22 protein-coding genes are annotated in these 21,978 nt (G+C 66.2%); 7 read left to right on the top strand and 15 right to left on the bottom strand.

Annotated elements, in window-relative coordinates; genetic code table 11:
* The first annotated feature begins 62 nt into the window (after nucleotides 1-62).
* A complete protein-coding gene (locus AC50YA_RS13990) occupies nucleotides 63-944 on the top strand; it encodes a 1,4-dihydroxy-2-naphthoate polyprenyltransferase (RefSeq protein ID WP_494982871.1) in 882 nt (293 codons plus the stop codon).
* Nucleotides 945-962: 18 nt separating this feature from the next.
* On the opposite strand, the gene AC50YA_RS13985 is transcribed toward AC50YA_RS13990, so the two are convergent.
* Nucleotides 963-1,334, bottom strand: coding sequence for a DUF4229 domain-containing protein (locus AC50YA_RS13985; RefSeq protein WP_494982870.1), 372 nt, complete (start codon nucleotides 1,332-1,334; stop codon nucleotides 963-965).
* A 60-nt stretch (nucleotides 1,335-1,394) separates the two neighbouring features.
* On the opposite strand from AC50YA_RS13985, the gene AC50YA_RS13980 reads away from it, so the two are divergent.
* Together AC50YA_RS13980 and AC50YA_RS13975 are read left to right on the top strand one after the other, a co-directional pair.
* Nucleotides 1,395-1,877 (top strand): PLD nuclease N-terminal domain-containing protein, encoded by a 483-nt coding sequence (locus tag AC50YA_RS13980; RefSeq protein ID WP_494982869.1) that lies wholly within the window; start codon nucleotides 1,395-1,397, stop codon nucleotides 1,875-1,877.
* 7 nt (nucleotides 1,878-1,884) lie between these two features.
* Nucleotides 1,885-2,511, top strand: a complete 627-nt coding sequence (locus AC50YA_RS13975; protein WP_494982868.1) for a hypothetical protein — start codon at nucleotides 1,885-1,887, stop codon at nucleotides 2,509-2,511.
* A gap of 9 nt (nucleotides 2,512-2,520) precedes the next feature.
* Here the strand turns inward: AC50YA_RS13975 and AC50YA_RS13970 are convergent, their stop codons facing one another.
* The 10 genes from AC50YA_RS13970 to AC50YA_RS13925 all read right to left on the bottom strand — a co-directional run bounded on the left by AC50YA_RS13970 (nucleotide 2,521) and on the right by AC50YA_RS13925 (nucleotide 16,657).
* Nucleotides 2,521-4,014 carry a dynamin family protein gene (locus AC50YA_RS13970; protein WP_494982867.1) on the bottom strand — a complete coding sequence of 498 codons (1,494 nt, stop codon included), beginning with the start codon at nucleotides 4,012-4,014 and terminating at the stop codon, nucleotides 2,521-2,523.
* Nucleotides 4,011-5,951 carry a dynamin family protein gene (locus tag AC50YA_RS13965; protein WP_494982937.1) on the bottom strand — a complete coding sequence of 647 codons (1,941 nt, stop codon included), beginning with the start codon at nucleotides 5,949-5,951 and terminating at the stop codon, nucleotides 4,011-4,013. Before AC50YA_RS13965 ends, AC50YA_RS13970 begins: the two co-directional genes overlap by 4 nt.
* 159 nt (nucleotides 5,952-6,110) lie before the next feature.
* Entirely contained in the window at nucleotides 6,111-7,292 is a 1,182-nt protein-coding gene (locus AC50YA_RS13960; RefSeq protein ID WP_494982866.1) for an IniB N-terminal domain-containing protein, read from the bottom strand.
* 164 nt (nucleotides 7,293-7,456) lie between these two features.
* Nucleotides 7,457-9,511 (bottom strand): LuxR C-terminal-related transcriptional regulator, encoded by a 2,055-nt coding sequence (locus AC50YA_RS13955; RefSeq protein ID WP_494982865.1) that lies wholly within the window; start codon nucleotides 9,509-9,511, stop codon nucleotides 7,457-7,459.
* A 3-nt stretch (nucleotides 9,512-9,514) separates the two neighbouring features.
* Nucleotides 9,515-11,572 (bottom strand): Hsp70 family protein, encoded by a 2,058-nt coding sequence (locus tag AC50YA_RS13950; protein WP_494982864.1) that lies wholly within the window; start codon nucleotides 11,570-11,572, stop codon nucleotides 9,515-9,517.
* A 154-nt stretch (nucleotides 11,573-11,726) separates the two neighbouring features.
* The gene (ccsB, locus tag AC50YA_RS13945; RefSeq protein ID WP_494982863.1) at nucleotides 11,727-12,839 is read right to left on the bottom strand and encodes a c-type cytochrome biogenesis protein CcsB; all 1,113 of its coding nucleotides are present in this window, start codon (nucleotides 12,837-12,839) and stop codon (nucleotides 11,727-11,729) included.
* On the bottom strand, nucleotides 12,839-14,569 hold the full coding sequence (resB, locus tag AC50YA_RS13940) for a cytochrome c biogenesis protein ResB (protein ID WP_494982862.1): 1,731 nt from the start codon (nucleotides 14,567-14,569) through the stop codon (nucleotides 12,839-12,841). The genes ccsB and resB overlap by 1 nt, the downstream gene beginning before the upstream one ends.
* On the bottom strand, nucleotides 14,569-15,324 hold the full coding sequence (locus AC50YA_RS13935; RefSeq protein WP_494982861.1) for a cytochrome c biogenesis CcdA family protein: 756 nt from the start codon (nucleotides 15,322-15,324) through the stop codon (nucleotides 14,569-14,571). The genes resB and AC50YA_RS13935 overlap by 1 nt, the downstream gene beginning before the upstream one ends.
* A gap of 15 nt (nucleotides 15,325-15,339) precedes the next feature.
* Nucleotides 15,340-15,975 carry a TlpA family protein disulfide reductase gene (locus AC50YA_RS13930; protein ID WP_494982860.1) on the bottom strand — a complete coding sequence of 212 codons (636 nt, stop codon included), beginning with the start codon at nucleotides 15,973-15,975 and terminating at the stop codon, nucleotides 15,340-15,342.
* A gap of 1 nt (nucleotide 15,976) precedes the next feature.
* A complete protein-coding gene (locus tag AC50YA_RS13925) occupies nucleotides 15,977-16,657 on the bottom strand; it encodes a histidine phosphatase family protein (RefSeq protein ID WP_494982859.1) in 681 nt (226 codons plus the stop codon).
* A 202-nt stretch (nucleotides 16,658-16,859) separates the two neighbouring features.
* On the opposite strand from AC50YA_RS13925, the gene AC50YA_RS13920 reads away from it, so the two are divergent.
* The 3 genes from AC50YA_RS13920 to AC50YA_RS13910 all read left to right on the top strand — a co-directional run bounded on the left by AC50YA_RS13920 (nucleotide 16,860) and on the right by AC50YA_RS13910 (nucleotide 19,270).
* Complete coding sequence (locus AC50YA_RS13920; RefSeq protein ID WP_494982858.1) at nucleotides 16,860-17,408, top strand: YceI family protein; 549 nt, start codon at nucleotides 16,860-16,862, stop codon at nucleotides 17,406-17,408.
* Nucleotides 17,409-17,515: 107 nt separating this feature from the next.
* Nucleotides 17,516-18,226, top strand: a complete 711-nt coding sequence (locus AC50YA_RS13915; RefSeq protein ID WP_494982857.1) for a hypothetical protein — start codon at nucleotides 17,516-17,518, stop codon at nucleotides 18,224-18,226.
* A gap of 246 nt (nucleotides 18,227-18,472) precedes the next feature.
* On the top strand, nucleotides 18,473-19,270 hold the full coding sequence (locus AC50YA_RS13910) for a hypothetical protein (protein WP_494982856.1): 798 nt from the start codon (nucleotides 18,473-18,475) through the stop codon (nucleotides 19,268-19,270).
* A gap of 58 nt (nucleotides 19,271-19,328) precedes the next feature.
* On the opposite strand, the gene AC50YA_RS13905 is transcribed toward AC50YA_RS13910, so the two are convergent.
* Together AC50YA_RS13905 and AC50YA_RS13900 are read right to left on the bottom strand one after the other, a co-directional pair.
* The gene (locus AC50YA_RS13905) at nucleotides 19,329-20,054 is read right to left on the bottom strand and encodes a redox-sensing transcriptional repressor Rex (RefSeq protein ID WP_494982855.1); all 726 of its coding nucleotides are present in this window, start codon (nucleotides 20,052-20,054) and stop codon (nucleotides 19,329-19,331) included.
* A 90-nt stretch (nucleotides 20,055-20,144) separates the two neighbouring features.
* On the bottom strand, nucleotides 20,145-20,399 hold the full coding sequence (locus tag AC50YA_RS13900; protein WP_494982854.1) for a glutaredoxin family protein: 255 nt from the start codon (nucleotides 20,397-20,399) through the stop codon (nucleotides 20,145-20,147).
* 114 nt (nucleotides 20,400-20,513) lie between these two features.
* Between AC50YA_RS13900 and AC50YA_RS13895 the strand changes: the two genes are divergently transcribed.
* Nucleotides 20,514-21,335: an HAD family hydrolase gene (locus AC50YA_RS13895; RefSeq protein ID WP_494982853.1), complete on the top strand. Its 822-nt coding sequence runs from the start codon at nucleotides 20,514-20,516 to the stop codon at nucleotides 21,333-21,335.
* A 131-nt stretch (nucleotides 21,336-21,466) separates the two neighbouring features.
* On the opposite strand, the gene AC50YA_RS13890 is transcribed toward AC50YA_RS13895, so the two are convergent.
* Both AC50YA_RS13890 and AC50YA_RS13885 read right to left on the bottom strand, forming a co-directional pair.
* On the bottom strand, nucleotides 21,467-21,565 hold the full coding sequence (locus AC50YA_RS13890) for a 30S ribosomal protein bS22 (RefSeq protein WP_003792170.1): 99 nt from the start codon (nucleotides 21,563-21,565) through the stop codon (nucleotides 21,467-21,469).
* Between the two features lie 157 nt (nucleotides 21,566-21,722).
* A complete protein-coding gene (locus AC50YA_RS13885) occupies nucleotides 21,723-21,935 on the bottom strand; it encodes a helix-turn-helix domain-containing protein (protein WP_494982852.1) in 213 nt (70 codons plus the stop codon).
* Nucleotides 21,936-21,978 lie beyond the last annotated feature (43 nt).

The raw sequence follows: 21,978 nt of genomic DNA, 5'->3' as shown, positions 1-21,978 counted from the left end.
GCCCGTTCGCGGCCGCCACCACCGTTTGACCGTTCTCCCGACCCCAACACGAGGTACTGACCGTGGCCACAGCCGCACAATGGATCCAAGGCGCCCGCCTCCGCACTTTGCCGGCCGCCATCGCCCCGGTATTGATCGGCACCGCCGCGGCCTACGAGCTGGATTCGTTCCGCCCCGTAAATGCCGTGCTGGCCGCCCTGGTGGCGCTGCTGCTGCAGATCGGCGTGAACTACGCCAATGACTACTCCGACGGCGTCCGCGGCACCGACGAAGACCGGGTAGGGCCGCTGCGGCTGGTGGGCTCCGGCGCCGCCCAGCCGGAACACGTCAAATATGCTGCGTTCGGCGCCTTCGCCGCGGCCATGCTGTTCGGCCTGGCGCTGGTGGTGATGACCCAGAGCTGGTGGCTGATCCTGGTGGGAATCGGCTGTGTGATGGCCGCCTGGGGCTACACCGGCGGCAAGAACCCCTACGGCTACATGGGCCTGGGTGACGTCTTTGTGTTTGTCTTCTTCGGCCTGGTGGCAACGCTCGGCACAACCTACACCCAGGCCGGCCAGGTCAACCTGCCGGCCGTGATCGGTGCGATCGGCACCGGCCTCATTGCCTGCGCCCTGCTGATGGCCAACAATGTCCGCGACATCCCCACAGACATCCAGGCCGGCAAAAAGACCCTGGCCGTTCGCCTGGGCGACAAGCACGCCCGCGAAAGCTACGTGCTGATGCTCGCCGTGGCCATCCTGCTGGTAGTTATCCTGGCTCCCGGGCGGCCGTGGATGCTGATCGTGCTGCTGCTTATCCCGGCCTGCCTGATGCCCGCCTGGCTGATGATCAATGGCCGCAAGCGCAAGAGCCTCATCCCCGTGCTCAAGCAGACCGGCCTGATCAACCTCGGCTACAGCCTGCTGTTCTCACTGGGACTGGTGCTCAGCCACGGATTCTAGGCCGAATCCGGGCGGGTTCTAGGCCTCGGGCGCCTTGGTTTCGGGCGCCTTCGTTTCGGGTGCCTTCGTTTCGGGTGTCTTCGTTTCGGGTGTCTTCGGGCCGCTGTTCCGGATGGTGATGTCCGGGTTGGCGTCCAGGAGGCTGTCCTCGGCGTTGGCGTCGGCCACCTCGCCTTCACTGCGCAGCGGCTTCGCCGTGCCGGAGAGCCGGCCGTGAATGGCGGCCGCGGCGTCGTCGCGCTGTTTCTGGAAGAAAAGGTAGCTGACCGCAAACGCGATCAGCGCTGCGCAGATGACTGACAGCACCGCCCCCAGCTTCAGGAACATAAAAAGCACAAAGAGCGGCGCAAACAGCGCCAGCCGGATCAGGGAGTATTTCAGAAAAGCCACGGTTCAAGTTTAGCCGCCCTGCCTGAACGCCCCCGGCCTGCGGACGATAGAATTAATGGCATGCTCTTCCGTGTGGTTCTCGCCGTCGCAGTTCTCGTCATCTTTGTTTACGGCCTGGTGGACGTGATCCGCACTGACGGCCGCCTCACCCGCGGGATCTCCAAGCCGGCCTGGATCGTGGTGATGATTGTCCTTCCGGTGCTCGGCGCCATCCTGTGGCTGCTGATCGGCCGCCCGCGTGACTCAGCCCCGGTCCGCCAAACACACAGCCACCCCACCGCGCCGGATGATGATCCCGATTTCCTCCGCAACCTGGAAATGCGCCGCCGGAACCAGGCCGAAGCCGCCCGCCTCAAGAAGCTCAAGGACGACCTTGAAGCGAAGGCCAAGGCCGACGGCGGTCCCGCCGGCACCGGACAGGACAGCGCCGGTACCGGACAGGACAGCGCCGGCACGCGGGGCAAGGGTGGGATCGGCCACGACGAAGCCGGCGATGCCAGCACGGGAGACGCGGACACCCACGATACCGGCGACGTAAAGTAGGAGAAACATGGCCCAGCACCCCGACGGAGAATCCCAACAGCCAGTTGCACCCGCCGGGGCTGCCACGCCCCCTCCGCCGCCGCCGCGGCCCGGGCTGTCCTACGCCGCGCCGGCGCCCATCGTTGTCATTCCGCCGACACCGCGGAGCGTCCGCCTGGCGCGGACACTCTGGCTGCTCAGCTTCGTTGCCGGCCTCGCCGTACTCATCGGCTCCTTCCTCACCCGCGACTCACACCTCGAGCGGCTCCGCACTGTGGTGGACCAGATGTCCCCCGGCGGCGGACCTGACGCTGTGACCACATCCGCGACCATTGTTTTCTGGGGTAGCCTGGGCGCCCTGCTGCTGGTGATCCTGCTCGAAGCGGCGGCGCTGGCAATTTTCTCAGCGCGCCGCGGCTGGTCCCGCTGGCTCATGATCCCGCTGCTGGCCGGGCAGGTAATGGTCATGGTGGTGGCCGCAGCTTTCCTCGTCCCCGAGGGCGACGCCGGCAGCTATGTTGTCCTGCTCTGGGGAGCCCAGTTGGGCTTGGCCTTCTTCGGCCTGGTAGCGGTTTTTGTGCCGTCGGCGGGCAGGTGGCTCAAGGCGGCGCGGATCCAGTCGGCGCAGGTCAGGCCGGCGCGGACGCGGCAATAAGGGCTGACCTCAGGCGGACTGCGGGTGCAGCTGCAGGGCCGAGCATTCAGCCACGACGCCCTCACAGCTGCGCATCACCACGCGGCAGGCCTCCACGGCTGAGCGCTCCGTCAGCGGGTTTTCCGATACCGTCCGCCACCGGTTTAGGCAGCGGCGGGCTTCGGCCAGGACTACGTCCGGTCCGGCATCCGGAGCCAGCCCCATCCTCAGGACGGGGGCCGCACCCCAGCCGCCGACCAGCCTTTCAGCCTCCGCCGCCAATTCATCACTGAGGGATACCCCCGTGGTACGGATCGTGGCGAGCAGGCGGAGCTCACGGAACTCATGGGCGTTGGCCTGAAGGCGTTCCAAGGCTGCGGCCAGGCGGCCGGCCCCCTCCCTGGGCGCGGTGCGCAGCAAGCTTTCCACTCCCACCAAGGCAGTGCGGGCTTTGAGTGCATCCCCGCGGGCCTGGAACTGCCGGGCCACAAGGTGCAGCAACGGGTCCAGCCCGCTGCGCCGGGCCAGTTCATGCGCCAGTGGCGTGGGTTCCGTGAAGCCACTCCGAATCAGCACCACGCCCAGCCGTATCCCAAACAGCCCGAACCGCGCAAGGAGGGAGGCCCGGGCTTCGGCGCCCAGGCTTTGCGGTACAGAGGCCCTGATGAACCTGTCCGCCGAGAGCAGCATCCGCTCCCGGGCGGACCGCTCCATGCCGGCCAGGACCTGCAGAGACTCGAAGTCCGACTGGCGCATGCTGCGTGCGCTCTGCGCCAGCAGCCCGGCCACCGGGACCACCCCCAACGCCAGCTTCCGCAGGCTGTCGTCCCGGCGATAACGCTCGGCGATCTCACCGGCTGAGAGAAGTGAATCAATCCGGCCAGCGCCGATCTCATCGGCCCGGGACAGAACGGCAAGGGCGTTCACGGTTCCCGACCTACCCGCCTCGGTATCCCTGAAGGATTCGAGGAACCGCAGGTCCGAGGCGTGCATGTGGCGCATCAGGTAGATGATGGCATCAGCCTCAGAGGGCGCGTCCACGGGGATGAGGAAATCGGTGGACCGGGCAGAGACGTCTTCGGACAACGAGGCGATTCCCGGGGTGTCTATCAGGGTGAGCTCGCGCAGGGCCGGCGAGGGCCACTCCACCACCAGCCGTTCCACGTCCTCGGCGCGGGCGTTGCCCAGGACAAACACCAGGCGGCCGTCCACGCGCTTCAGCGGCAGGATATGCGGTTCACCGGCAATGGGGTAGGCCGTGATCCGCGGCGTGTGCCCGTAGCGGTACCAGGTCACAATCCTTGTGCATTCCCCGGTGTCGGTCGGGGCGATCTCCTCCCCGATGATGGCGTTCAGCAGCGTGGATTTTCCCGCCTTGACCATGCCTGCCACAGCGAGCCTGAGGGGCTCGGACAGCCGCCGGGCATAGGTCTCCAATGCCGCAGCCGCAGCGGGGTCGTCCGCATACACGAGCAGGGCGTCCTGGATCAGGTCCGCCACTCCCGCGCTGATGGACTCCTTCATCTGGCCGCCGCAACCACCGGCGCCGTGCCCACCGACTGGCCGCCCGTCGTCGGACTTCCCGACGCCGGGTCTCCCATCGCCGTGCCGCGCCCGGCCGGAGACTGCGCGGCCTGCGGCCCCGGGGATTGGGCCACTTCGGCGGCCACCAGGCCGGCGGCATGGTGCAGGGCGTCCACCTTCTTGAGCACGGCCTTGATCTCGCGGATGCGGATGTCCTTTTCCAGCGTGTAGGTGGTGGCTGCCTTCTGGGCCGCCGCCACCGAATCCGCCAGGGAGCGGTGGTGTTCGTCCGCGATTTCCGTGAAGTGGTCCCGGGTGGAGCGCTGCACCAGCCGGAGCCGGTCCTTGAGCTGCTTGCCCACCTGGAAGGTGACATCGTCCAGCTGCCGGCGGACCAGCGCCTTGGCTTCGGCCTGCCGGCGCTTCAGCCGTGCTTCCTTGTCCTCGCGGTACGCCTTGCGGCCCAGCAGCAGGCCCGCGCCCACTGACAGGGGATTGATCAGGGCCATACCGAAGATTCCCGTCAAGAGCCCGAACATCAGCACGCCGCCGTAGGATCCGCGCATGCCGATCAGGACCTTCTGCAGGGGGTTCACGTGCCCGTCGTCGAGCCTTGGCATGTTGTCCACCGGGTCCAACGCGTCGCCGGTGTCCGAGACGACCGGCAGGGCCACTTCGTCCTCTGAAAAATGCTCCGCCACCTGTGCGGCCAGCCACTGCGCGCGTTCGCTGGTCCACACAAACGTGTCCGAGATCGCGGCGGCGGCGCACTCCTCGAGCCACGCGGAAAACTGGGTCCAGGTGGGGCCGGGATCGCCCTGGTCAATAGCGGCCTCGGCTTCGCGCTGGATGCGCCGCAGGCGGTCTCGGAGGTCGTACTCCATGTCCGCGATCAGGTCGCCGATGCCGTCGTTGAGCGTAATCTGCCACCGGGCGGAACGTTTGCGCAGCTCATCGGCCTGTGTCTTCGCCTCCTCCAGCCCCGCAATCATCCGGGGCGTCCCCTCAGGATCCTCAAGCGCTCCCAGCTCGGACCGCAAGGACAGGCGCAGGTTCTCAGTCACGGAGAGCAGGTCCTGGCTGGCGGAGCGCCGTTGCAGCCGTTCCGCCTTGCCCACAATTTCATTCCGGAGGTGGCCGATCAGCACGGGGAAACCTGACTCGGCGTTGAGTTCGCTGTCCTGCAGGCGTGCAGCCTCCAGCCGGAGATCTGAGGAAACCGCGAACAGTGGGATGTCCGGCGCCACCTGCGCGAGCTGGGCACGGTCCATGGCCTCCACACGCCGCCAGTCCGGATACAGGTCCGTTTTGGACAGGATGCCCGCAACGCTCGGGGTGATCCGCATGGCCTGGCGCAGGAACCGCATTTCGGGCTCAGTGTATTCCTGCGAGGCATCTGAAACCAGCAGCATGGCGTCCGCTGTGGGCAAGGCTGTGAGGGTTGTCAAGGTGTGCGAGGAGCCCAGTCCCCCCACACCCGGGGAATCGATGACCGTCAGCCCGCCGGCCAGGACCTTGCGGGGCAGGAACACTTCGGCCGCTACCAGCTTCTTGACGTTTCCGGGGTTGCCCCGCTCGGAAACGTAAGCCGCCAGGTCGGCTATGTTGATGGGCTGCCGCTCCAGTGCGGCTTCGTCGCCGGGCTCTGTGCCGGCTTTGGGCAGCAGGATGGCGGCGGACGCGGGGTCCCCGTGGCGGACTACCGTGGGCACCGAGGTGGCGATGTCGTCGTCGACAGGGCACACCGGGGCGTTCACCAGTGCGTTGATAAGTTTGCTTTTGCCTTGCTTGAATTCCCCCACCACGATCACGCGGATACTGGGATCCTTCAGCCGGCGCAGGGTCTGGTCCAGGCGTTTGCGCAGGTCCGCGCGGTCTCCTGTCCCCACCAGTTCGATGCCCTGCTCCACCAGCGACGCCAATTGGCCGGCGTTCATCGGAACCGGCGTCCGTCCAGGGCCTCCCGGTCGTTGCGATTCAGCCATAATCTGTCCTTTGCAGCTGGGGTGCGGGTGGGACGGGGGGATAATCCGCGAAGAGCCCGGCAGGAGGTTGATGGCCTCCTGCCGGGCGCTCCCGGTACCCGGAACTGATGCCTAGAGCACGATTGTCGAATCCTCGACTGCGATGTCGTTGGTCACGTCCAGATCGGTGTTGGTGGAGTTGTCCACGGTGGAGTTGTCCTGGAAGGAATCCTCGACCTCGACCTCAACCGGGTTGAAGGAATCAACAACCTCCACCTCGGTGGTCTCGGTCTGCGAGTTGTCGTTGAAGGAGTCCGCCACGTCAACCGCAATATCGGTGTTGGTCGAGCTGTCCACGGAGGAGTTGTCCTGGAAGGAATCCTCGATCGCCACGTCGGTGTTGGTGGAGCTGTCCACGGAGGAGTTGTCCTGGAAGGAATCCTCGATCTCCACGGCAACATCGGTGTTCGTCGAGTTGTCCGAATTGTCGGAGTTGTCCGAGTTGTCCGAGTTGTCCTGGAAGGAGTCCTCGATCTCCACCGAGTTGTCCACGGAGTTGTCGGAATTGTCGGAGTTGTCGGAGTTATCCGAGTTGTCGGAGTTGTCGTTGAACGAATCAGCGACGTCAACGTCAACGTCGGTGTTGAACGAATCGTCCACATCCAGCTGGCTGTTGCCGATGTTGACGTTGCCGCCGGCGGTGATCGAGTTGTCCGTGGAGTTGTCCGTGGTGTTGTCCGTGTTGTAGGAGTCGGTGGTGTTGTAGGAGTCCCGGACGTTGTTGTCGTCGCCGGCAGCCAGGGCCTGGTCGCCGGATGCGATGACAGCCTCGTTGTCGAACCACTGGTTCACGTCGCCGTCGGCCCAGATGTTCTGGTTGACCGACTGGTCCGTGATCGTGTCGCGGTCGTCCACCGTTGAGGTGTAGGAGTAGTTGTTCACCACGTGGTGAAGCTGCTGGATGGCGTGGGCGTGGTCGTCATGGTGGTCGTGCCCCGCCGGTGGCGGGGTGTGGCCTGCGCCGCCGCCTGCAGGAGGCGGGGTGTGGCCGGCGCCGCCGTTGCCGCCGTTGCCGCCGGTCCACGAGGTGTTCCCGCCGGTGTTGTACTCCCGGTCGAAGGAAGAAGCGTTGACAGTGATGGGTGCGTAGTCCAGGACAACCGGCATAGCGGCGTCAACATCGGCGGAGCAGACTTCGCGCAGGCCGGCATCCTCGAGTGATTGCTCCGGATCGTTCAGGAACTCCTGGGCAGCGGCGGGGTTGTTGAACAGGCCCATCAGGAACTGGACGAGCTGGTTTGCGAGTGTAGGCATTGGATGGTCCTCAAATCTTCTCTGAGTTGTGGATCGCCAGGCCTCGGTGCCGGGCTTAAATCAAACCTAAGGTCCTTCGTAGGGGCCGGGCATCGGGTTGTGTCCCCGTACCCGGAGCCCCGCATTAGGGGTTTGCCTGTTTCGTGGCTAGGGGCAGTAGGGGCTCAGTCCGGGCCCGGATGATCTGCACCTAGCGCCAGCCTCAGACGCACCAGCAGATCGGAGCGGTTTTCGGCCCCAAGCCTCCGCCGCATCCTGGCAATGTGATGTTCAGCGGTCCGGGGGGAAATGTAGATGGCTTTGCCGATTTCCCGGTAGGTCTTCCCTTCCAGGACCAACCGCGCCACTTCCTTTTCGCGTTCGCTGAGCCCCGAGGCGTCGGGATGCGCGCCATGGTTGTTCTCGGCGGCGCTGCGGCGTACTTCCGGTGACAGCCCGGCGGGTGGCCCGGTGGTTCCGCCCTGCGGGTGGAGGTCCCTGGCGCAGGCAAGGAGCCGCACCATGTCCCTGCGCTCGTCTGCCTGCGCGGCCGCATGTCCTGCCAGCCGGGCCCCTTCCCACGGCATGCCCACCACTTTCAGTCCCCGGGCAGCGTTCTCCACATCCGTCGCCTGGAACCGGCCGGCCAGGACGCTGACCCAGGCCTTGCCGGCGGCGGCGAGCACAGCGGCCATGTGACTGTGGTCCGCGGCCCGCACCAGCGCTGCTGCATGCGGGGCAAGGTCGGCCGGGCTTTTGTTCAGCAGGGCAGCCTGGACCGCCGCCCAGTGAAGCGGAACGGCCCACAGGGGCGGCTCCCCCAGCTTGGTCAGCAGAGCCCACGCTTCATCCAGATAATGCGCGACGCGCCGTGTCTCCCGCAACCGGGCGGCAGCAATCATCAGTTCGCCCCACGGCAGCAGGCTGTAAAGGTCGACGGCGGTGTGCAGCATCGCTTCGCGGGCGCGCTCCCAGGCCATCACCAGGTCATGGACGTCGCCGCTGCGCCGCGCAAGGCCCACTTCCAGGGCCGCGCACAGGAACTCGTCCCTGGGCACCAGCGGCCAGTGGTTGGCTTTGGAGGCTTCGTTGATGGCCAGCCGTGCTTCGTCAGCATCGTCCTGCTGCATGGCCGACCACGCCTGCAAGAGGTGGAGCCGTGGCCTAGCGGCGTCACCGCCCTGCCTGGCGGCGACGGCGGAGCGGATGATGGTGTCCGCTACGTGGGGTTCACCGCTGTGGAGGGCCAGCAACGCGGCCAACGCTCCAGGGGTGTCCGGAAGGGGCAGCGCCGAACCGGACGCGTTGAGCATGTCCGAAGCATGGATCAGCAGGGGAAGGCCCTTGTGTGGATCCCGCTCCATCGACTCCATCAGGCCTTTGCCCGTTTGCGAAAGCGCCACCGCCAGTAGGGTGGGCGACACCGGTGCCGACCCGGCTGGAAAGGCCTCTTCCGCGCCCATCCGGTTGCCGCTGCCGATCATGGCCACCGCGGCAAGCGGTGCGGACCGGCCCATGTTCGCCGGACCAAGCCAGGCATAGAGGTCGGCGCTGCGGACCAACAGCCCGCGCTGGGCCCAGACGGAAGCGGCAACATCCACGCCCAGCCGGACATCCGGCGGATCGGAGCTCACCAGGAGACCGTCAATAATTCGGCCGGCGGCGTCGAGGTCGCCCGCTGCGGCTGCGGCCTGGGCGCGGCGGGCAGCGGTGCGCAGTTCGTCCGCCCCTGCCAGCAGCGCTTCGCTGTATAACTGGGCGGCCAGACCGGGGTCGTGCTGCAGCGCTTTGTCCGCGGCGGCTTCGAGTTCGGCGGCGACCCTCGGGTCGGCCAGCCCGCCCCTTGCCAGTTCACGCGCAAGGTCGCCGAGGGGCCGGCCCTCGGCCGACACAAAACCGACGAGTTGCCGCTGCAATGCATGCACCCGGGCCGTGGGTGTGCCGTTCAGGAGCGCGTGCTGCGCCGGGCCGGCGACTGTCCCATCGGCAAGCAGCAGGCCCGAGGACTCGGCACGCTGGACCACCGCGTCCAGGCCCGGACTGCCAGGACTTTCCAGCTTGTGGTCGAGCTCAGCTGGCAGCGGGCCGGGCAAGGTGAACCCCACGGACAGTGCCAGCAGGAGTTCCCGGACTGCCGCATTCTCGCCCCGCAGCTGCTGTGCCATGTGGCTGGTTCCGCCCGGCGCCGACGTATCTGCCTCGGGCAGGTTCCCTTCGGGCTGCGTGTGTTCGGCCGCCATGACTCAGACCGCTGGCTCGGTGGTTGGCACGGGATCCATGGTGGGTGCCGGTTCCGCGACCGGGTCGGGCACCGGCGCAGGATCCGTCGTCGGCTCGGGGGCCGGCGCAGGATCCGTCGTCGGCTCGGGGGCCGGCGCTGGGTACGTCGTCGGGTCCGGCGCAGGATCCGTCGTCGGATCCGGGGCCGGGTCAGTGGTCGGGTCCGGCGCAGGATCGGTCGTGGGATCAGGAGCCGGGTCGGTGGTTGGGTCCGGTGTAGGAGCCGTCGGATCGGGAGCCGGGTCAGTGGTCGGAGCGGGTACAGGATCGACGGGCAACGTGCCCGGGCCCGGCGCCGGGTCCGTCGTCGGGTTGGTCACCGGACCCGGGGCGGAGCCTCCGGAACCCTGTGCAGGCTCACCGGAGATGCCCGTCCCGGCAGCGGCCTCGCCGGCGGCTGGTTGGCCTGCTTCGGTAGGTGGCCTGCTGGTGGGCGAGGCAGCAATGTCCAGTCCCGCGGAACTGGCCGCCGCACCGCTGTCCTTCGGTTTGGCGCTGGCTTCAATCCCCCGTACCGGGACCTGCGCTGCGCCGGCTCCTGCCGCGGGGCCACCGGCGCCGGGTCCACCCGCTGCGGGTCCGCCTTGGACAGCGGCTGCGTCGGTACCGCGTGCGGTGTCCTTCGCCGCATCTGCGTCCTGCGGGACGAACATCGCCGTGAGGCTGCCGAGTCCGTCCGGGCTCTGGGCTGCCGTCGCTGTGAGCCCGGTGAAGAGCGCCGCCACCGCTGCCACCGCGGTGAGCCGCACGGACGGACGGGGGGCATGCGCTCCGCCCTTACGCCCGGCGGCGTGTGCACCGGCGGCATGGGCACCGGCGTCGGCATGCCGGGACCAGCTGGCTCGTCGGCCGGCAGCTCCAGGATGCCCGTCAGCCTGCGTGAGGACGACGGCGGAGGGTGGCTGTGCGGTCAAGGCGGCGGGCTGCGCGGTCACCTCCGGCTGCGCGCGGAGGGCGGCAACGGCGGCGCCGAGGCAGATGGATGACTTGGGATCGGCGTCCACGGCGATGGGCCGGTCCAGCTGCTCCGAAATCAGCTGCGCCACGAGGGGAATCCGCGACGAGCCGCCGATGAGAAGCACCGCGGACAGGTCAGCCGGGGTGAGCCCAAGGTCCTGCAGCGAACGCTCCAGGGCGTCCACTGTCTCCCGGATGGGCTCGCTGATCATCGCCTCGAATTCGGACCGGACCAGCCGCACCTGCTGCTGGATCCCCGGCAGCAGCACCGAAATGCTGGCCTCGCTGTCCGCGGACAGCGCCTCCTTGGCTTCCACACACTCCCGCCGCAGGCGCGCCAAGGCTGCCAGCGCGCCGGGCGCCGACGGGTCAAGATTGGCCAGGCGCTGCCCGGCGTGGTCGGCAACGTACCGCAGGACGGCCGCGTCGAAGTCGGCGCCGCCCAGCCCCTCGATCCCTTCGGGACGGCCCAGTAATTCAAAGTGGCCGGCGTCCGCTTTCTTCAGGACTGCGGTGTCGAAGGTCCCGCCACCGAGGTCGTAGACGGCGATGGTACTGCCATCCTCCACCCGCACCTGTGCGGCGTAGTGCAGCGCCGCCGCTTCCGGCTCGCTGATCAGGGTGACGTTGGCGAGGCCCTTGGCCGCGAGGGCCGCGAGGATAAGCTCCGTCCGGTGCGCGCCCCAGGAGGCCGGGTAGGAAAGGATGATGTCCGACGGCGGCGCGCCCTCGCGCTCTTCAGCCCGGTCTGCGACCCAGCGCGCCATGGTGGCGAAGATTTCCTCAGCGGGGAGGGACAGCGTGCCTACCGCAATGGGGACGTCGTCTCCGACCCGCCTTTTGAACTCCCGCACCACCCGCTCCGGAGAGTCAAGGCCGCGGCGTTCGGCCGCCTCACCCACCAGGATGGGTCCTTCCTCCGGGTAGTAGACCACAGAGGGCACCGCCGTTCCGCGGAGACCCAGAGGGAGGCTCTCCGGAACGCGCGAGGCATTGTGATCAATTCGGACTATGGCGGCGGCGGTGAAACTGGTCCCGACATCAACGGCGAGAACATAGCTCATGGGCACCTCGGCAAAACGCAGCTAGTTGTCTGCGAGCTTCATCACGGACAACTCCCACCAAGGTAGCATCCCCGTCTGCGGGGCAACACCCTGATTCATACATCGATTGGTGTATTAGGTGCGGGCTGAGGCGGTTCGCCGGAGAAACCCCTGCTCAGAGGCCCGAGTAGGAATGCAGGCCATTAAAGAATTGGTTCACGATGGTGAAGTTGAAGACAACGCACAGGTAGCCCACGATCGACAGCCAGGCGGCGCGGGTGCCGGTCCAGCCACGCGTGGCGCGGGCGTGAAGATAGCCCGCGTAAACCACCCAGATCACGAATGTCCAGACTTCCTTGGTGTCCCAGCCCCAGAACCGTCCCCAGGCTTTTTCGGCCCAGATGGCACCGAACATCAGGGTGAACGTCCAGCCGATGAAGGCGATGGCGTTGATCCGGTAGGACAGGTTTTCCAGGCTCAGCGCCGAGGGAACCAGGCGCATAAAGCCAAGCTTGTCGGCACCGCCAGCAGCCACCGTCTTTTGCCGGTGGGACTGGACCAGCTGCAGGGCGGACATGGCGAACGTGAGGGTGAAGAGGGCGGAGGACATCACGGCGATGGACACGTGGATGATCAACCAGTAGCTCTGCAGCGCCGGAACCAGGTGGCCCACCGGAGTCCAGTAGGCCACGGAGGCGGCCACCAGCATGATGATGGCCAGGCCCACCACAAACGTGCCGAGGAACCGCAGGTCACGCCGGATCAGCACCACCAGGAACACGGCCACGGCCACAAAAGCGCCGGTGGTCAGGAACTCGTACATGTTGCCCCACGGCACCCGTCCTGAACCCACGGCGCGCGTGATGACGCCGGCGGCGTGGATCAGCACGCCGAGAACAGTGAGGGCGACAGCAACGCGCGCCGGAACGCGGCGTTCCGCGGCGTAGCGCATATCGGCGTCGGCGGTCTGCCCGGCCCCGGAAGCGTCGCCGCCCCGCTTGGCAACGGACGACGACGGCCGCTCGGCCCGCCCTACCGGTCCGGCCAGGTGCGAGTCCACCCGGTCCGCTGCCACACTGTCCGCTGCCGCGGCTGAGCCAGCGCCGGCCATTGCGGGCACCTTGGTCCCGGCAGCCTCGGCCGCCTTCAGGTCAATTGCGCGCAGCGCCTTGCTGCTCTTGGCGAGGTCCCAGGCAAAGGCGATGAACGCCACGGTGTACGTGCCGGCGGCGAGCAGCATAAACAGCTCGCTGTACTGGCCCATGGTTTCGTTGATGGCGAACGGCATTACTGGTCCTTTTTCGGCCCGGTGGGGCCAGCTGGGGAGGTGAGCGATACTGCGCCATTATCGCCCTGGCGGCTGGGAGTTTGCTGGGTGCCGGTGGAATCGGAATCCTCAAGCTGCCACTCTTCGGAGAGCAGCTTCCTGATGACCGCCGCCTCCGCGGCTAGCCGGTGGTCCTCACCGCGGGCAAGCAGGCCATACTCCACCATGGTCCGGCCGTCCTCGTGGGTCCCGGTCCGCACCCAGACGCGACGCCGGTTCACATACAGCGAGACGATCAGGCCACCCACGGCCAGGAGCGCGAAAATGAGTGCGTAGACCTGGCCCGGATTGTGGTGGATGTCCACGCCCACGTACCGCTTTACGCTGTCAAAGCTGATGCTGCCTTTGCCGTCCGGCAAGGTGTAGGTGCTGCCCGGAGCCAGGGTGATGCCGCCGGCGTCCAGGTTGCGGGCGTTCAGCGGCGTGAGGTCACTGACGTCCAGTTCAAAGACGTTCTGCGGCGAGCCGGCGTCCAGGCCAAGGTCCCCGAAGTAGGAGTTCAGGGTCAGCCGCGGGTTGAACAGGTCCGGATCGCCGCTGAAGGACACACCCTCGTCGGTGACAAACGCCGTGGGCAGGAAGAACCCCACGAAGCCCAGCTGTTCGGGCCGCGCGTCCGGGACCTTGATCACCAGGGACGAGTAGTAGTTGTCACCCTGGAGCTTGGCCACCACGGGACCCTGCATGGCCACGTTGCCGGCGCCGTCGCGGATGGTCACCACGGGCGCGTAGCCGTTGCCGGTGAGGTAGATGCTGGTGCCGCCCAGGGTCACGGGATCGTTGACCTTCAGGACTTCCTGCTTGGCGGGCGATTCAGGGGTTTCCCGGGTGGTGACTTCGGCGTTGAAGTCGATGGGCTGACCGATTTTGCCCGGTGATTCGCGGTCAAACAAGACGTCGAATTTGTCCAGCTGGATGGAGTACGGCTGCAGCTGGCTGGACTGGAAGTTGGTGCCGGGGGTGAACTGGTCGTAGCCCACCAGCGTGTTCACGAAGGTGTCGCCCTCCACCAGGATGCGCTGGCCGCTGTAGCCGAACAGGCCGCCCACGGCCACGGACACCAGGACCCCGATCAGCGAGGTGTGGAACACCAGGTTCCCTACCTCCTTGGCAAAGCCGCGCTCGGCGCCCAAAGACGGCCGCGCGCCGTCGTCGTCCCTCACCTCAACGCGGTAGCCGCGCTTCTTCAGCACCCCGGCGGCACTGCGGATGGCGTCCGACGCCGGGAGGCCGGCGTCGGCGGGAACCACCAGAGTGCCGTACTCGGGGAGGCGGGATAGACGTTTGGGGGTCCGCGGCGGCTGGGAGCGCATGGCCTTGTAATGGGCGATGGCGCGCGGGACCACGCAGCCGATCAGCGAGATAAACAGCAGGATGTAGATGGCCGAGAACCACGCCGAGGAATAGACATCGTAGAGCTGCAGGGTGTCCAGCAGCTTCCCGTAGTCCGGGTTGTCCTTGATGTACTGCGTCACGATGGACGGGTTGGCCGGACGCTGCGGGAACAGCGAACCGGGCACCGCGGCAACGGCCAGGAGCAGCAGCAGGAACAGCGCCGTGCGCATGCTGGTCAGCTGGGTCCAGGCCCAACGCAGCATCTCCACCGGCCCCAGGACAGGCAGCGCCGCCTCAGTTTTGGCGGCGGCACCGGGTGCCGGGGACTTTTTGTTTGCTTTCACGCGCTCGCTCATCAGATCGGCAACTTCACATCGGTTTGGAACCAGTACTGCAACTCGGTGACCCAGGTGCCCCAGACGCCGCTGGCCATCAGGAGGCCAAGGACCACCAGGATCCCGCCGCCGGTCCGCTGGATGGCCAGGCGGTGCGTGCGGAAGAAGGACATCACGCCCATGCCGCGGCGCACCGCCAGGGCAATCAGCAGGAACGGGATGCCCAGGCCTAGGCTGTAGACAAATGCCAGGAAGGCACCCTTGGCGGCGGAGGAACCGCCGGACAGGCTCAGGAGCTGGACGGCGGAGTAGGTGGGGCCGATGCACGGCGCCCAGCCCAGGCCGAACGTGAGGCCCAGCAACGGCGCGCCCCACAGGCCGGCCGGTGGCTTGGCGTGGATCTTCGCATCACGCTGCAGCCAGCCGAAACCGCCCATAAACACCACACCCATGAGGATGACCAGGACCCCCAGCAGCTGGGTGATCCAGGCGTTCTGCGAGCCGGTGATCAAGGTGCCCAGTTGGCCGAACGCTCCGCCCAGCAGGACAAAAATCACGGAGAAGCCCAGCACAAAAAGCCCGATGCCCGCGAGCATCCGGCCGCGCTTTTGCTTCTGCAGGTCCACGCCGCTCAGGCCGGTGACGTAGCCCAGGTAGCCCGGCACCAGGGGCAGCACGCACGGCGACAGGAAGGACACCAGGCCGGCGAGCAGCGCCACCGGGATGGCAAGCAGGAGCGAGCCGTTCAGGATGGTTTCGGCGAAGGGGCTGTTCACGGTCCGGGGCCGCCGCTACTCTGCCACGGCGGCGGTGATGAGGGATTTGAGGGTGCCCTTCTGGATTTCGCCCAGCACGCGCGAGGCCACGCGGCCCTGCTTGTCCAGGACCAGTGTTGTGGGGACTGCCCCCGGCGGGACCAGGCCGGAGACGGCCAGGAGCACGCCGCCGTTCTTGTCGTCGAAGCTGGGGTAGGTCAGGTTGAAGGTCTTGTCGAAGGCCTCTGCTGTGCCTTTTTCGTCGCGGAGGTTGACGCCGAAGAACTGCACGCCCTGGTCCTTGAAGTCCTGGTGCAGCTCTTCCAGGATGGGTGCTTCCACCCGGCAGGGTGCGCAGGCGGCGAACCAGAAGTTCAGGACCGTCACTTTGCCCTGGAAGTCCGCGGAGGCTACGGGGGTGCCGTTGAACAGCGTGCCGTTAATGGCGACGGCGGCCTTTCGGTCCGCCGCGGTGAACTCGGTCACCGAGCCGTCCCCGGCTACGTAGTTCTTGTTGTCGCCGGCTTTTGCCTGCTTGGCGAGGGCGTCTTCCTGGGCGCAGGCGGACAGTCCCAGTGTCAGGGCGGTCAGGGCTGCGCCGCCGGCGGCGAGTACGGCACGGCGGGATGCGGTGCTTGATGTTTTGCTGGATGTTGTGCGTGCGCCAGTCATGTCAGGCTCCGGGGGTGCTGGCGGCACCGGGAAGGAGTACGGCAGCGGGCTCGCTGTAGTCAACGCGCAGGAGCGAGCCGTCGTCGTCGAACACCAGGGAGGTGATGGACGTCAGCGTGCACTCGCGTTTGCGCGGGTCATGCCACAGCGGCTTGTTCTCGGCACTGAGGCGGGTGGCCCAGATGGGGAGCTGGTGGCTGACCATGATGGCTTCCGGGCCGTCGGTTCCGTAGTCCCCGGCGGCCAGGTCGATAGCTCGGAGCCGGGCGTCCTCAACAGCTGACCTGACGCGTGCGGCCTGCGCCTTGTACGGTTCGCCCCAGGACGGCCGGAACGGGTTGACCAGGTGGGGCCAGTGCTTGGGCTTCCGGAGCTCGGCCTTGGTGACCTTCATGCCCTGGAAGTAGTTTTCCGCTTCGATAATGCGGCCGTCTGTGTGGATTTCCAGACCAAGCGCCTCAGCCGTGGGAGCCGCCGTTTCCTGCGCCCTGACCAGCGGCGACGCCGCGAGGTAGACGATCCTGGCCCCGCGCGCGGCACGCTCGGCGAAGTGGTCGGCGAGCATCTGCGCCATCTCCCGGCCCAGCTCGGAGAGGTGGAATTCGGGCAGCCTGCCGTACAGAACGCGGTCAGGATTGTGGACCTCGCCATGGCGGAGCAGATGGACAGTGGATTGGGGCATGTTTACTAGTTTCTCAAAGATGGCGGGCTATCCGAAATCTTCTACATCCAGTAGAACTCAAACTTTTGGAAAAATGTTCCGGAACAGGGAACAAAACATGCAAATGCATGTTTATACTGGATGCAGCGGATAGTTGATGATTCAACAGATGAAGCGTCAAGCTATCCGGAAGTACCACCCGACAAACCCAAGGAGAAACACCATGACTCTTCCCGCAGACGTCACCACCGGCACCTGGATCCTCGACAACTCCCACAGCGAGATCGCCTTCACCGTCCGGCACGCCGGCATCAGCAAGGTCCGCGGCCAGTTCAAGGACGCCGTGGCAACCCTGGACCTCGCCGACAACGTGGCCGATTCCAAGATCAGTGCCACCATCCAGACCGCCAGCTTCGACTCCGGCGATGTCAACCGTGACGGCCACGTCCGCGGTGAAGACTTCTTCGACGTCGAGGCCTTCCCGGAAATCTCCTTCGTCTCCAACGGCCTCGTGGCCAAGGGCAACAGCTACGAGCTGACCGGAGACCTCACCATCAAGGGCGTCACCCGCCCCGTTGCCCTCGAGACCGAGTTCAACGGCGTGGCCGTGGACCCGTTCGGCATGACCCGCGCCGGCGTCTCCGCTGAAACCACCATCAGCCGCAAGGACTTCGGCCTGACCTGGAACGCCGTACTGGAAGCCGGCGGCGTGCTGGTCAGCGACAAGGTTGCCATCAACCTGGAGCTCGCGTTCATCGCACCCGCAGCCTAGCTTTTCTTCCCGAAGCACCCCGGCCGCCATTTCCCCGGAATCTGGCGGCCGGGGTGCTTTGTTTTATCCCCTAGATACAGGCGGACACGCGGTCTACAGTGAGACCCATGAGCAACAGTGAAGTACCACAGCCCCAGCAGCCCCAGCAGCCCGGCGCCGAGCAGCCCGGCGCCCAGCCGCCTGCCACTCAGCCGCCTGCCAGCAACGTTCCGCCCGCCGGCTACCAGCCGCCACAGGGTTACCCGCAGACTGGCCAGGCCTACTCGCAGCCAGGACAGCCCTACGGCCAGCCCGGGCAATCAAACAACCAGCCGGGCCAGCCGGGCGGCTTCCAATTTGCAATGCCCACCGACGGCCCCCACAACTTCAACGACGTCATGCCCAAGGGCGGTTTCTCCGGCATGTTCAGCGTGACCGGGCTGCCCACCGAGCTCAAGGTCTCGTACTGGATCTGGCTCATCGGCGGCATGCTGGGTGTACTGGGCGGCCTCTTCGGCATGCTTGCCACCCTGGCATTGTTTACCGTGGCGCCCGCATTGGCTGCGGTGGTCCTCCTTCTCGTCCTGGTGGCACTCGTCCTGGGCGCGGCTCAGATTGTCCTGGTCCTGAAGATGAAGGAAGGCAAGGAATGGGCCCGCCTTGCCCTCACAATCGTCGCCGGCGTTTCGCTGGTGCTCGCCGTGCTCGGCGGCAGTGTTGGCGGCGGCAGCGGGATCGGTAACAACTGGCTCGGCTTCCTCATCAGCGCCGCGGCAACCGTTCTGATGTGGCTGCCGAACTCACAGGCCTGGTTCAACTCCGTCAAGGGCCGCGCGTAGACGCATCCCACCCAGCTGGCCAGGCCATTACGGGCGCTTCTGGCCCTGAATAGACAGCCGCGCGTGCACGAATATCCCTGGAAACAGGGTCTTGAACGATCCGGGCTGAGTTAAGCCGGAATACCTCTCTGGAATGATCCCCCGCAGCACGCGCCGGGGGTACGGTGGAACCAAGCCGTACTGGGGGCAGGCCAGTTGGACTGCACCCAGCAGCCGAACTGACATCCGACCTGCAAAGGACCGCTCATGAGCACGCCTGTCCCGCCTCCCGTCCCGAACGAGCCCGAGCCCGGCAACCAGCCGCCGGCACCCCGATACGGCGAGAACAGCCCGCAGTTCGGGCAGCCCACTCCCCCGGCGCCGCAGTACGGACAGAACGCCCCGCAGTACGGCCAGCAGACTCCCCCGGCGCCGCAGTACGGACAGAACGCCCCGCAGTACGGGCAGAACACCCCGCCGCAGTTCGGCCAGCCCACACCTCCGCCCTATGGCCAGCAGCCGTACGGACAGTCTCCCTACGCGCAGTACCCCTCCGAACAGCCGCAGGCCACGGGATCCAACGGGATTCCCCAGCTGGTCAACATCTCGTTCTGGCTGCTGATTGCCGCGGGCGTTGTGTATGTCATCAGCCTGCTGATGGGCATTGGCATGCTCGATGACCCTGCGATGCGCAATGCCTTCGAAGACGCCATGCGCAGCGGCGGCGCCACCGGCACGGAGTTCGCCTACGAGGACCTCAAGGGCGTCCTCGCCGGATCGCTCGTGGTCTTCGCCATCATCGGCGCCGGGCTGTACGCGCTGGTGGCATTCTTCGTCCGCAAGGGCAAGAACTGGGCCCGCATCCTCGGCACCGTTTTCGCGGCGCTGTCGATTTTCGGCCTCTTCGGCGTACCGAGCCTCGGAACCGTGGGGACTCTCGCCGGGATCGCAGCCATCGTGCTGCTCTACCTGCCGGCGGCGGCTCCGTACTTCCGCAAGCAGCAGCCGTTCGGTAGCCCGTACGGCGCCCCGGGCACCACGCCTGGCAACCCCTACGGCCAGTAGTACCAACCAGTCGAAATCCACACCCTAACGGGCGTGGACCCCGCCAGCCGCCGAAGAACTAGGCGGTCCGGTCAGGGGTCTGCGCCCGTTGTGCGTGATAGGCGAGGATCTGCAGTTCGGTGGCCATGTCCACCTTGCGGAGGTTGACGCCCGCGGGGACCTGCAGCATGACGGGGGCGAAGCTCAGGATGCTGTGGACACCGGCCGCCACTACGCGGTCGCACACGGCCTGCGCCACGGTGGCCGGAAGTGCCAGGACCACCATGTTGGCGCCGGTCCGTTGCAGGACGGCCTCCATATCCGCGGCGTCGCTGACCCGCAGCCAGCCCACCTCATTGCCCACCACCATCTGGTCGGCGTCGAAAATTGCCACCACGTCAAAACCGCGGGACTCGAAGCCGCCGTAGCGGGCCAGGGCTTTGCCCAGGTTACCCGCGCCCACGATGGCGACCTTCCAGTCATGGGTCAGTCCCAGGGCCGCGGAGATATGGCGGCTCAGATACTGCACTTCGTAGCCCACGCCGCGCGTGCCGTACGAACCCACATAGGAAAGGTCCTTGCGCAGTGTTGACGAGCTCACGCCCGAAGCTTCTGCCAGGGATTCCGAAGACACCCGCTCGACGCCGTCGGACAGCAGCGTATTAAGGGCGCGCAGGTAGATGGTCAACCGTGCCACTGCTGCGGGCGGTATCTGCTTGGCCGCCTCTGTACCGTGGACAGGCTGCGGACCCTGGGCATTCTCTGCACCTTGGACAGCCTGGGGAGATGAATCCAGCGAAGTCACTATCCCCTCCATCCCATCGCGTCGTGACTCCACTCTAGAGCCCCGCCGCTGGTGCCAACAAAGCCGGTGTCATTCTGCGAGGCCGCTTTCCTATTGGGCCATGGCGCGTTGGAGGACGCGCTCCAGCCGGGCTTCGTCGATCTTCCAGAAATCGCGCTGGATTCCATCCACCAGGACCACCGGGATTTCCTCCGCGTACCGCTCACGCAGTTCCGGCAGCTCGTCCACCAGCTGTTCCGTCCACCCAAGTCCCAGCAAGGCAGTAACGCGTCCGACGGCGTCGCGCGCCTCTGCGCACAGGTGACAGTCTGCTTTGGTGATGAGGACTACCTCGGGTTTTGCCATGCATTAACCGTAACGCCCTTCGGGGCAGAAGGCAGGGGCCGACGGCGGGGCACGAGGAGGCACTGGCACTGGCACTAAAATCTTGGCCACCGAGTATTGACTAGACTCGTGGACATGCCCGAGGAGAAGTACGTCGCTGTGGTGACCCAGCCGGATGCAGTGATGCAGACCGGCGAAGCCGCCTTCTTCGACGTCGACAACACCCTCATGAAGGGCGCCAGCCTTTTCCACGTCGCCCGCAAGATGCACCAACGCGGAGCCTTTACCCTGACGCAGGCTGCGGGCTTCGCGTGGAAGCAGTTCAAGTTTGTGGCGCGCGGCGAGAACATGGACGACGTCCACGCTGTCCGCGATTCCGCCCTCACCCTCGCCGCGGGCATCACGGTGGAAGACGTCAAGGCCTTGGGCGAAGAGGTCTACGACGAAATGATCGCGTCCAGGATCTGGCCCGGCGCCAAGGCACTGGCGCAGCAGCACCTCCGCGTGGGCCGGCGGGTCTGGCTGGTCACCGCAACCCCCATTGAGGTCGCCGCGGTCATTTCCACCAGGCTGGGCCTGACCGGAGCCTTGGGCACGGTAGGCGAGGTTGCCGACGGTATGTACACCGGCCGCCTGGTGGGTGACATCCTGCACGGTGCAGCGAAGGCTGTGGCCGTCCGGGAACTTGCAGACGCCGAAGGCCTGGACCTCAAGCGGTGCTGGGCCTACAGCGATTCCTACAATGACATCCCGCTGCTGACAGTGGTGGGGCACCCGGTGGCCATCAATCCCGATGCCAGGCTCCGCCGCCACGCGCGGGACAACAACTGGCCGGTCTACGATTTCCGTTCCGGCCGCCGCGCAGCCACCCTGGGGCTCAAGGCAGCAACGGCCGGCGGCGCCGTGTACGGGCTCTGGCGCGGATACTCCCGGATGCGCGGCCCCGCATCTAAGTAGCGCTAACTGTCGCTTTGAGGCCTCATAGCGACAGATAGCGCTACTTCAGTTGGGCGGGTGTGACCACTTAGACGCAAAAAAATGCCCGCTGCCGGGAAGGCAACGGGCATTTCACGCTTGTCGAAGTATCTCTACTTCTTATTGCGGCGCTGGTGACGGGTCTTACGAAGCAACTTGCGGTGCTTCTTCTTGGCCATACGCTTGCGACGCTTCTTAATAACTGAACCCACGAAAGTTCCTCACAAACTAGATGCAGTACCTGTCTGATGGAAAAGGTCCGTGGACAGAGCTACAGAACTGAAACAACTGACAGATTCTTACAATGACGTAAAACGTTCCTTAACAGGGTACCGCTTCTTGGCGATGCCCACTGACCGCAGGTAATGCTCAGGCGGTTTCGGTGTGCCCGTCCACCACAGCACCCTTGAGGTACTGGTCGACGGCGTTTTCCGGGACCCGGTACGACCGGCCGAAACGCACCGCGGGCATTTCGCCTGAGTGGACCAACCGATAGACGGTCATCTTGGAGACGCGCATGACCTCGGCCACTTCGGCCACGGTCAGGAACTTCGCGTTCGAGAAGTTCTGTTCTGCGGACATTTCCCTATTCCTTTGCTGATGGATGACGACAGTAACCCCAGCT

This window comes from Pseudarthrobacter sp. RHLT3-21, assembly GCF_059383495.1.
Note: the sequence above shows the minus strand (reverse complement) of the source record. Positions and strands in the feature narration are given on the sequence as shown.

Bases quoted from the DNA above. Each gene is read 5' to 3' on its own strand.
- AC50YA_RS13885 (WP_494982852.1), bottom strand. From the start codon at position 21,935: ATGTCCGCAGAACAGAACTTCTCGAACGCGAAGTTCCTGACCGTGGCC.
- AC50YA_RS13910 (WP_494982856.1), top strand. From the start codon at position 18,473: ATGAGCACGCCTGTCCCGCCTCCCGTCCCGAACGAGCCCGAGCCCGGC.
- AC50YA_RS13955 (WP_494982865.1), bottom strand. From the start codon at position 9,511: ATGGCGGCCGAACACACGCAGCCCGAAGGGAACCTGCCCGAGGCAGAT.
- AC50YA_RS13895 (WP_494982853.1), top strand. From the start codon at position 20,514: ATGCCCGAGGAGAAGTACGTCGCTGTGGTGACCCAGCCGGATGCAGTG.
- AC50YA_RS13900 (WP_494982854.1), bottom strand. From the start codon at position 20,399: ATGGCAAAACCCGAGGTAGTCCTCATCACCAAAGCAGACTGTCACCTG.
- ccsB (WP_494982863.1), bottom strand. From the start codon at position 12,839: ATGCCGTTCGCCATCAACGAAACCATGGGCCAGTACAGCGAGCTGTTT.
- AC50YA_RS13975 (WP_494982868.1), top strand. From the start codon at position 1,885: ATGGCCCAGCACCCCGACGGAGAATCCCAACAGCCAGTTGCACCCGCC.
- AC50YA_RS13965 (WP_494982937.1), bottom strand. From the start codon at position 5,951: ATGAACGCCGGCCAATTGGCGTCGCTGGTGGAGCAGGGCATCGAACTG.
- AC50YA_RS13970 (WP_494982867.1), bottom strand. From the start codon at position 4,014: ATGAAGGAGTCCATCAGCGCGGGAGTGGCGGACCTGATCCAGGACGCC.
- AC50YA_RS13925 (WP_494982859.1), bottom strand. From the start codon at position 16,657: ATGCCCCAATCCACTGTCCATCTGCTCCGCCATGGCGAGGTCCACAAT.
- AC50YA_RS13960 (WP_494982866.1), bottom strand. From the start codon at position 7,292: ATGCCTACACTCGCAAACCAGCTCGTCCAGTTCCTGATGGGCCTGTTC.
- resB (WP_494982862.1), bottom strand. From the start codon at position 14,569: ATGAGCGAGCGCGTGAAAGCAAACAAAAAGTCCCCGGCACCCGGTGCC.
- AC50YA_RS13930 (WP_494982860.1), bottom strand. From the start codon at position 15,975: ATGACTGGCGCACGCACAACATCCAGCAAAACATCAAGCACCGCATCC.
- AC50YA_RS13980 (WP_494982869.1), top strand. From the start codon at position 1,395: ATGCTCTTCCGTGTGGTTCTCGCCGTCGCAGTTCTCGTCATCTTTGTT.
- AC50YA_RS13915 (WP_494982857.1), top strand. From the start codon at position 17,516: ATGAGCAACAGTGAAGTACCACAGCCCCAGCAGCCCCAGCAGCCCGGC.
- AC50YA_RS13920 (WP_494982858.1), top strand. From the start codon at position 16,860: ATGACTCTTCCCGCAGACGTCACCACCGGCACCTGGATCCTCGACAAC.
- AC50YA_RS13950 (WP_494982864.1), bottom strand. From the start codon at position 11,572: ATGAGCTATGTTCTCGCCGTTGATGTCGGGACCAGTTTCACCGCCGCC.